The following is an 8,037-nucleotide window of genomic DNA, read 5'->3' as shown; positions in this document are numbered from 1 at the left end:
CGTCACGGTGGAGGCGGTGGGTATGCTGTTCGGGTTGGACCTGTTCGGCAAAACCCTGGCGCCGCTGGCCTACAGCCGCTGGCGCAGCCGCATCGATACCGAAAAGCCGGTCACCCGCCTGTTGGTGGACAAGCTCACCCGCGAGCAGGCCGACTCCATCATTCGCACGCTGCAGCGAGCGATGATCGTTAAGGCGCTGCATGAGGAACTGAAGATCGAGCGCGAGCGGGTGGATGCCGACGTGATCCGTGAACTGCGTGAAACCGCGCTGCGACACAGAAATGGGCCGACGCGGCTGTGCACGGAGTTCGGTGTGCCCCAGACGCAGGAGGCCGAGTTCATCGACAAGCTGCGCGAGATCTATGGTATTGATGCCAAACACGCCAATCACCAGCTCGTGCGGCTGGGACGCATAGGTTACTCGCTCGACGAGCAGGTTAACTATGTGCACACGGCCCTGACGATGATCGGGCTGACCCATACCTTCTCGCGCTTCGTGCTCATCGTCGGCCACAGCGGGAAAACCGAGAACAACCCCTACGAATCGGCGCTGGACTGCGGCGCCTGCGGTGGCGCCAGCGGCCTGGTTAACGCCCGGGTGTTCGCGCAGATGGCCAACAAGCCCGCGGTGCGCGAGCGGCTGGCGGCCAGGGGCATCACCATCCCGGAAGACACCTGGTTCATGCCCGCGCTGCACGTCACCACCACAGATGCCATCGAGTTGTTCGACCTTGACCTGCTGCCGCCGCGCCATCTGGTGTATCTGGATCGCTTGCGCAACAGCCTGCGAGCGGCCTCACGCCTGACGGCGGCCGAGCGCATGTCTAAGCTGTCACCGGAGGCGAAGGAGATTCAGCCAGCGCAAGCCTTGCGTTCGGCAAAACGCCTCGCGGTGGACTGGGCGCAAGTCCGGCCGGAGTGGGGACTGTCGCAGAACGTCTATGGCATCGTCGGGCGTCGCAGCCTGACCCAAGCGGCAGATTTGCAGGGGCGGCCCTTTCTTTTGTCCTACGACTGGCGCTGCGATCCCAAGGGACGTTTGCTGGAAAACCTATTGGCGGGTCCAGTAGTGGTGGGCCAGTGGATTAATCTGGAATATTTTTTCTCCACGGTGAATAATGCTCGTCTGGGCAGCGGCAGCAAGGTCTACCACAATGTGTCCGGACGCTTCGGCGTGATGACCGGTAACCTGAGCGATCTGCGGACCGGCCTGCCAATGCAGACGGTCATGCGCGAGGGACGTCCTTACCACGAGCCGATGCGCCTGATCGCGCTGATCGAGGCGCCGCTGGACTTTGCCGGCCGTGTGCTGGAACGCGTGGTCAAGGTCAAGAGTCTGGTGCTTGGCGGGTGGATTCGCGCCATCGTCATCGACCCCACTCAGGGCTACAAGCCATTTGTCTTCAACAATGGCCAGTGGGAAGAGCGTCCGGCTCTGATAGCTCCTGCCCAGCTTCTAGCTGGCACAGGCAGGGGCGCCACTTGCTCCTCCGCAGTTGGCTGAAAGTCCCGCGCGAACCCACCATCAACGTTGGTCTGGCGACACCGGGCTGCGATCTCATCACCAGCCCGCTTAGGTGGTGATCAAGACGACGAACGAGTTCAAGTACAAGAGCGCTGCCATAACCAGCCGACAGACCGATCTTCACCTACCCATGACCGGGCTCACGTCAATGTCAGACAACGCTCGTAACTTCTCAGCGAGAACTCATCAAGTGCTTAGCGGACGATCTGGCCATGTCGAACAGAGAGGTACACAGCATTGCGCGGTACGCCGTATCATTCAGCCCACGACTAGATCGAGCGCTGGCATCAGGCCCAACGAGAGCATCGCATCTACTAAGAGCGGACAATCTTCATGAAGGTCAACGCATCAAGCGCGAACGATCGGAAAACCGCGTTTGCAGCATTGACTGACAGACTTAAACGATGAGCCAGAATGTCCCTTCGCTGCCAGCCGGCGAAGAGCGCCCCGGCGACCCTATCTCCGGTGGCCTGGCCGTTGTCGTTGCCCTCGAACAGGACGGAAATTTGGTCGTCGCTCATCATTCAGAAGGGCGTGGCGGATTCCGAGCGGCTAGGGGACACCTGCTTATTCGGCCAAATTCCTCAACCTGGCGAAGTCGCGCTCATTCGGCTCGCGCGTAGGGTCGTCGTCGGCGTTCGCCAGCGCCGCCACCCTGACAAGCCTGACCGGCATCCAGAGCTGGATCGAGCTGCGAAAAGGCTTTCGTGTTAATGAATCTCTTTCATCGGGTTCATTAGCGGTCAACAAATCCTCCGGACTAGACGCGCACGTATTTCCTTCCGTGCGCATCTCGTTTCGTCTTCCCACGTCGATGCTCTTCGCCGACCCATCCAGAGTACTGGCCACGCCGGCTCGCCAAAGCGGCCGATGCTGATCGATGGGCCAAGGAGCGGATTTGCGCGAGAGAACCCTATTACGTTGGTGCATGCGGCCGGTGAGGAGTTGCACGATGGTGCATTCACCCTCCGAGTTCTATTCGGCAAGTGGGCTCTTCATTGGCGCTTGCGCGCGCGGCGATCGTCAGTGACGGCAATAGTTTTGCAGTGAACTCGCATTTTAATCGTTTGTCTGCCTTAATCGGGAGGCGTATCACTCTTGAGTGACGACGACGCCGACCGCTGCTCCAGAGAAAAGGCGGTTGCTTCAGCGGTTAGCGGTCTTCCAGTGATCTACTGATGGAAAGAGACCGATCCCTTACGTCATTACGCCCCAGGGCCGCGGCGATCGAGGAGACGATTATAGATCCAGCTCATTGCTCGCGGACTGACCTCTTCATAGAAAACAAAGAAGTCAAATGACATCGGTAAATGATATGGCGGCAAGCGTCGATCCGCTGTCCAGAGGCCCTGAGGCTCGAGTGGCGGAGCAGTCAGCACCGGCCGCGCAACGACTTTCAGTTCTAGGAGAAATAACTGGCGGAATTGCGCACGACTTCAGGAATATCTTGGCGGTCATCGATTCGTCCTTACGATTGACAGAGAATAACATCAGCGACACGGATAAAGTACGCGCTTTCATTGGTGGCGCCCAAGAGGGAGTTGATCGCGGGTTGTGGCTGACATCCGAACTTCTCACCTTGGCGCGCCAAAAGGAGCTTCTCGCTTCAGCAGCGGACGTGAAGGAGCTACTCTCCAAACTGGAGCTGCTCCTGACATGCGCGATCGGTTCATCGGTCCGGATCGAATTCCAGTTTTCTGCCAATTTGCCAAAATGCCTTATCGATCGACCGCAATTTGCGGCCGCGATTTTGAACTAGTCATTAATGCGCGTGATACTATGCCCGACGGAGGCGTAATCGAGATAATAACCGACAGTCGCGATCCGGAAGCAGGAGGAGGGGGCTTAGGCGCCTATGTCCGGGTCCGTGTTGCTTGGGTATGACCAAGGACGTAATGAAGAACATATTCGAACCGTTCTTTACCACCAAAGGTAAAAACGGGACTGGTTTAGGTATCCCGCAAGTTTGCGCCTTCATTCGGCAAATTGGAGGACGCTTAATCGTTGATAGCGAAGTAGGCCGGGGTTCCACCTTCGACTTATTTTTGCCTGCGGTGGAAGATGATTAAAGTGCAAAGTATTAGGTAAGCTAATTTTCATAGACTTGGTCATCGCCTAGTGAGTCTCAGAGTTCCACCGAAGAAGTCTCATTAGATTTGCTTTGACCATACGCTTGCCGCCGACATTTCCGAACGGCGAAATTCCGTACAGCAAGGCGCTTGGTCCCTTCAGGATCTCTACACGCTCTATAGGCTCCATAGCAGGGCGGCGCGTATCGGTGATGCCATAATAGACCATCGAACGCGAAGTCGCTCGCAGATACCGGGAAACCACGGATCAGAAACCCATCGATTTCGCTATAGCGCGGTGAGTTCGTGCGCACCGAGGGATCATTGTCGGCGACGTCGCTGATGGCATTAGCCTGCTGGTCGCGCATCAACTTGCTGGTGTAACCCGTCGTGTTGAACGGGGTATCGAAGACATTGCGATTGCCCAACATGCCGACGCTTGTGGTGGTCCTGACCTGGCCGCCGGCATAGGGAGCCGGCGGCTGACCGATCGCGCCGGTCGGAGGCGTAAGGTACGGGACAGCCGGCGATCTCACCGGAGCGGCAGCGCGCTGAGCAACAGTCGATCTCACCGGAGTGGCAGCGCGACGGGCAGCAGTGCGCGGCTTCTTGTTTCGAGCCTCGGGTGCGGTGACCGTCACGGTTGGTAAAGGAGTGTTATCAGCCGCATTCTAGGCCTGGTCCAACGTCTAAGGAAAGCCGGTCAGTAGCTGGCCATGGGTGTCATTGCGATCACGCCGCTCCGGACGTAGCCGCGCGCAAGCTGATCGAGATCGCCTATCGATTGAGCTGGCCATCCTGCCAATTCACGAAGCCATGGCAGCGCGCCGCAGAGGTACTGCATCAGATGGCCATCATAGCCTTTGGGACGATTGTTAGCTCGCCTTTAGAGGCCAGCTTCCCTTTGCGTCCATTCGCTCCCGCGGCGCGCTAAGTCTGGTCTTAAGACCAATTACCCTTGACGGTGTTGGTTTTCACTTCACCGAAGCCCGTCACCTTGACCGCAGCATAGATCTCGTCGTCGCCCCAGTCTTCGTTCAGTTTGCTGCCGCGAACACTTTCACTGGTGATTGAGTAAGATGCCAATCCCTAGTCGATATAGCCGCTGAGGCGGTTATGTGGCCACGACGGAAATGTGAACAGCCTATCATCGAACCACTGATCGCTGCCGCGAACGCTCACTGAGACAGTTGCATTTGCGGGCGGATTTACAAAGCTTACTAATTTTACCCGCACATAGAACTCGTTATTCTTTGCGGGGTTGCGGTTGATCTCGATCGATGCGCGGGGGGAAGCGTTGGTCGATGTCGCCTATAGAGCGGCGTCAAGTCCATATGACTGGCGACTTAGAAATGATCCTAGCGGTCGTGGAAGCCTGAATATTCTGTCATCGGCAATCTAGAGCGCAAGAAGAGCCACGAGTGGGGAAGCGGTAGCTGTCGAGAGATAGTTAGCAGCGTTGCGGAGATTTTTGTTCTTTGCGATCCTTTTAAATTTGATTCGCTGGGTGGCATCCTGTTAACGCCAGAATTGACCAGCAAATCGCCGCTCCTCCCTCCCCTGCAGTTCACAATCGCGATTTGCCTATTGTGGAGGCGAACTTTGCCGATCTCCGCGCTCGGCATCGTCATCTTGTTCGGCATGGCGATACACGACTACGGAATGTTCCATTTGGCGGACTACCCAATCTTTCTGGGCATCGCAGCGTATCTTGCTTTGAGGGGGCTTCAGAAGAAATTCTTCGGGATCGAGCCGATTGATATCATGCGTTATGCGACGGCGGTGACTCTGATGTGGGCGTCCGTCGAAAAATGGGCCTATCCTCAGTGGAGTTACCCGATCTTCATCACGCACCCGAGCATTACTTTCGGGTTTGATCCCCAGTTCTATATGCGTGCTGCTGGCGCCGTTGAGTTCGTACTCGCATTTGCATTGCTCTGGACGCCACTGGTCCGGCGCTGCGCAGCGGCAATTCTAGCGGGTATGTTCATCGCTGCTTGCCTGGAATTTGGAAAGATAGACACCATCGGGCATTCGGGCATCATTGCGGTGCTGTTCGCAGTGCTTGCCGATGACCGCCGGGTAGAGAACGACCGGCGTGTTCCACTCGCCGCTCCGGCCGGGTTCTGCGCTGCACTTGCCGCAACGCTGTTTGCCTACTACGTCGGCCACGCAGCGCTGTTCAATACGACGGTTTTGTAACCCCGGGCGGGCCAGCAAACAAACTCAGTTCACCTTCACCGTCAGCTTCATTTTTGGATGGATCCCGCACCGCACCGTAAAGCTGCTTCGACCGGAAAGACAACGGTGAATGAGGTGCCCGGCTTCTGATCGTTCGAATCGAACTTGAAAGTTGGAGAGGTGAGATAGGCGTGATGAAGAAGATCGCCATCGTCATTTGACGGACGTGGAGCCATCGTGTGGGTGCGAGTATGACGTCAGGGGTCGGGGCAAATCGCGCTGTTCCGCGCTGCTTACGAAAACCTACGTTCCTGCATACCGGCGGGTAACACACTCCGAATACAGATCCTGGTTTGCTACCTGCTGATGAGCGCCATCACGGCTGCTCTCGGATTCTACGCGATGCAAGGCATCAAACACGCGGGAGATCTTGTCGCTAAAACATCTCTAATCAACAAAACCGATCGGAACGACGCCCGCGGGATCGCCCAGATGATGCGGGTCGGGCTGTTCAAGGCGGTCCACGTCAAAACTCCCGCCAGCCAACATCGAAGACTTCTGCTGACCTCTCGCAAATTGCTGCAGCGCAGTCCAGAAGCATCTTTACTGCCTGCACACTTTGTCGCATTCAGTTGAATTCTGCGTTCCTGTCGCTAGATAGAGGACATGCTCTAGCGATAAAGATTTCCAAGTTTGACGTGACCGCTCGTTCGCTTGCGAAGGCATAGAGCAGACCTTCCATTCCCACAAACCTAGCCCGCTACGCTAGCACCGATCAGTGCCAGCGCGGCGTAAGATTGCGCGAGGTGTGCAGATGATGCTGATAAGTATTGTGGTGTGCTTCTGACTTGGGCCGCCTTCATTTTGCTCTACGGTCCAGACGGCCTTCGAGAACCTTTACGTCCGATGCTGCGCCAATGCCGCAAGTGAGATGTTAGCAGGAGATTGACCGATGATTACGGGATCACGGTGCCGTGCTGCTCGCGCACTCGTTGAGATTTCAAGGCCCATGCTGGCGCGACGCTCGGAAATCAGCGTGGACGCCATCGAGCGGTTCGAGAATGTCTCCGGATCGCTGAAGCGCACCGAAATCGAGGCGATACGAGACACCTTGGAAAAACTCGGAGCGGTTTTCATCCCGGGAAACGGGTCGGGTTATGGAGTGCGCCTGAAGTTCTCCAACCTGGAGGCCGCAGAAATCGCGCGCTTTGAGTGCGAAGGTGGATTGGTCGCGGATGATCGAGTTCCATGATGCGTATATCGCCTTTCGCTAACCGATGCGGCAGATCACGAATGTACTGACTGTCGCCCAGCCCCGCTAGAGATAGCGGGCACTCATCGGCGCGGGGTCATGCCAGCGTCGCTCAAATCTGTGCCGAAGCTCTGACTCGCGTCGCGACCGCAATTCAGCGGGTCGCGTTCCGTGCGCGGGTCTCTTAACCAGGAAAGGAGAAGCTATGGCTGTGAAAAGAAAAACTTCGCATCTGCGCCCTAGTAGGAAACTGTCTGGAAAGGCTGTCTATGGGGCCGAGGGGAAGAAGATCGGTTCGATCAAGCACGTGTTGGTTGACGAGAAGAAGGGAAAAATTGCCCACGCCGTATTGGGTATCGGCGGATTCTTTGGCATCGGCGACGCTCACTACATAGTGCCTTGGAACGTGCTAACATACGATGCCGATCGGGGCGCGTACAGCTCCGACATCAGTGAGAACCGGTTGAAAGGCCGTCCGAAGCACGGTGTGGAGACTATCTTTGACTTGAACGCTCGATATGCCACGCTCCACCCCTCCAATAACGAATTTGTGGTACATCCAGGTTAACCACTGATTATTGGGTTACCCGCCGGGAAATCCCGGCGGGTTTTGCTGCCACTCGTTCCGACTTTCTATAACATTGCGGTGTCCTGTATATCGAACGGTGAACCTCAGGGCGCTCAACGTCGATGTCGCCGCTTTGTCGCGCGGTAGCCCACGCAAGCTACTGGCATTCAAGCCCTGCCTGCGGCTCTAGGTGTTCGCCTTGGCACCCCAACGGCAGGAGCCTGAGGGGCGCCGTGGCCGGGCGCCCAGACATAGACCGTTGAGATGCGATTGCAACGCCTGCTTAGCATTGCAGCAATTTGCAATCCTCTCGTCCGTCGCTGATTTCACGTTGTCGCGCGTGCTCAGTACAGTTCCGTCCTTCAGCGTGACGGTGACGTCGATTTCACCACAGCACGTGTCGTCCCACCAACCCGGAATGTTGAAGTAGGCGAACTGGTTC

9 protein-coding genes and 3 pseudogenes are annotated in these 8,037 nt (G+C 57.0%); 7 read left to right on the top strand and 5 right to left on the bottom strand.

What is annotated here, in order from left to right; translation table 11 throughout:
• Positions 1-1,504, top strand: a 1,504-nt coding sequence (locus tag B2M20_RS17385; RefSeq protein ID WP_139372947.1) for a putative inorganic carbon transporter subunit DabA, incomplete at its 5' end; no start/stop codon positions are given.
• Positions 1,505-1,839: 335 nt separating this feature from the next.
• On the opposite strand, the gene B2M20_RS17380 is transcribed toward B2M20_RS17385, so the two are convergent.
• Entirely contained in the window at positions 1,840-2,046 is a 207-nt protein-coding gene (locus B2M20_RS17380; RefSeq protein ID WP_139372946.1) for a hypothetical protein, read from the bottom strand.
• Positions 2,047-2,822: 776 nt separating this feature from the next.
• Between B2M20_RS17380 and B2M20_RS18805 the strand changes: the two genes are divergently transcribed.
• Together B2M20_RS18805 and B2M20_RS18800 are read left to right on the top strand one after the other, a co-directional pair.
• Positions 2,823-3,284 carry a histidine kinase dimerization/phospho-acceptor domain-containing protein gene (locus B2M20_RS18805; protein ID WP_139372945.1) on the top strand — a complete coding sequence of 154 codons (462 nt, stop codon included), beginning with the start codon at positions 2,823-2,825 and terminating at the stop codon, positions 3,282-3,284.
• 121 nt (positions 3,285-3,405) lie between these two features.
• Positions 3,406-3,594 carry an ATP-binding protein gene (locus B2M20_RS18800; protein ID WP_087881219.1) on the top strand — a complete coding sequence of 63 codons (189 nt, stop codon included), beginning with the start codon at positions 3,406-3,408 and terminating at the stop codon, positions 3,592-3,594.
• A gap of 46 nt (positions 3,595-3,640) precedes the next feature.
• On the opposite strand, the pseudogene B2M20_RS17365 reads toward B2M20_RS18800, so the two are convergent.
• From B2M20_RS17365 to B2M20_RS19665, 3 genes and pseudogenes are all read right to left on the bottom strand, one after another.
• Positions 3,641-3,962: pseudogene (locus tag B2M20_RS17365) on the bottom strand (TonB-dependent receptor plug domain-containing protein).
• Positions 3,963-4,297: 335 nt separating this feature from the next.
• On the bottom strand, positions 4,298-4,438 hold the full coding sequence (locus tag B2M20_RS19670) for a hypothetical protein (RefSeq protein WP_158081561.1): 141 nt from the start codon (positions 4,436-4,438) through the stop codon (positions 4,298-4,300).
• A 98-nt stretch (positions 4,439-4,536) separates the two neighbouring features.
• Positions 4,537-4,680: a hypothetical protein gene (locus B2M20_RS19665; RefSeq protein ID WP_158081560.1), complete on the bottom strand. Its 144-nt coding sequence runs from the start codon at positions 4,678-4,680 to the stop codon at positions 4,537-4,539.
• Positions 4,681-5,094: 414 nt separating this feature from the next.
• Between B2M20_RS19665 and B2M20_RS17360 the strand changes: the two are divergent.
• The 4 genes and pseudogenes from B2M20_RS17360 to B2M20_RS17345 all read left to right on the top strand — a co-directional run.
• Positions 5,095-5,796: pseudogene (locus tag B2M20_RS17360) on the top strand (hypothetical protein); the annotation flags it as partial.
• Positions 5,797-6,210: 414 nt separating this feature from the next.
• Positions 6,211-6,363 (top strand): annotated as a pseudogene (locus B2M20_RS19265) (IS110 family transposase); the annotation flags it as partial.
• Between the two features lie 448 nt (positions 6,364-6,811).
• Positions 6,812-7,027, top strand: a complete 216-nt coding sequence (locus B2M20_RS17350) for an XRE family transcriptional regulator (RefSeq protein WP_309775551.1) — start codon at positions 6,812-6,814, stop codon at positions 7,025-7,027.
• Positions 7,028-7,232: 205 nt separating this feature from the next.
• Entirely contained in the window at positions 7,233-7,595 is a 363-nt protein-coding gene (locus B2M20_RS17345; RefSeq protein ID WP_079448290.1) for a PRC-barrel domain-containing protein, read from the top strand.
• A gap of 186 nt (positions 7,596-7,781) precedes the next feature.
• On the opposite strand, the gene B2M20_RS17340 is transcribed toward B2M20_RS17345, so the two are convergent.
• Positions 7,782-8,037 (bottom strand): hypothetical protein (locus B2M20_RS17340; protein WP_139372944.1); only part of this gene is annotated, 256 nt, incomplete at its 5' end.

This window comes from Nitrobacter vulgaris, assembly GCF_002028545.1.
Taxonomy (GTDB): Bacteria; Pseudomonadota; Alphaproteobacteria; order Rhizobiales; family Xanthobacteraceae; genus Nitrobacter; species Nitrobacter vulgaris.
Note: the sequence above shows the minus strand (reverse complement) of the source record. Positions and strands in the feature narration are given on the sequence as shown.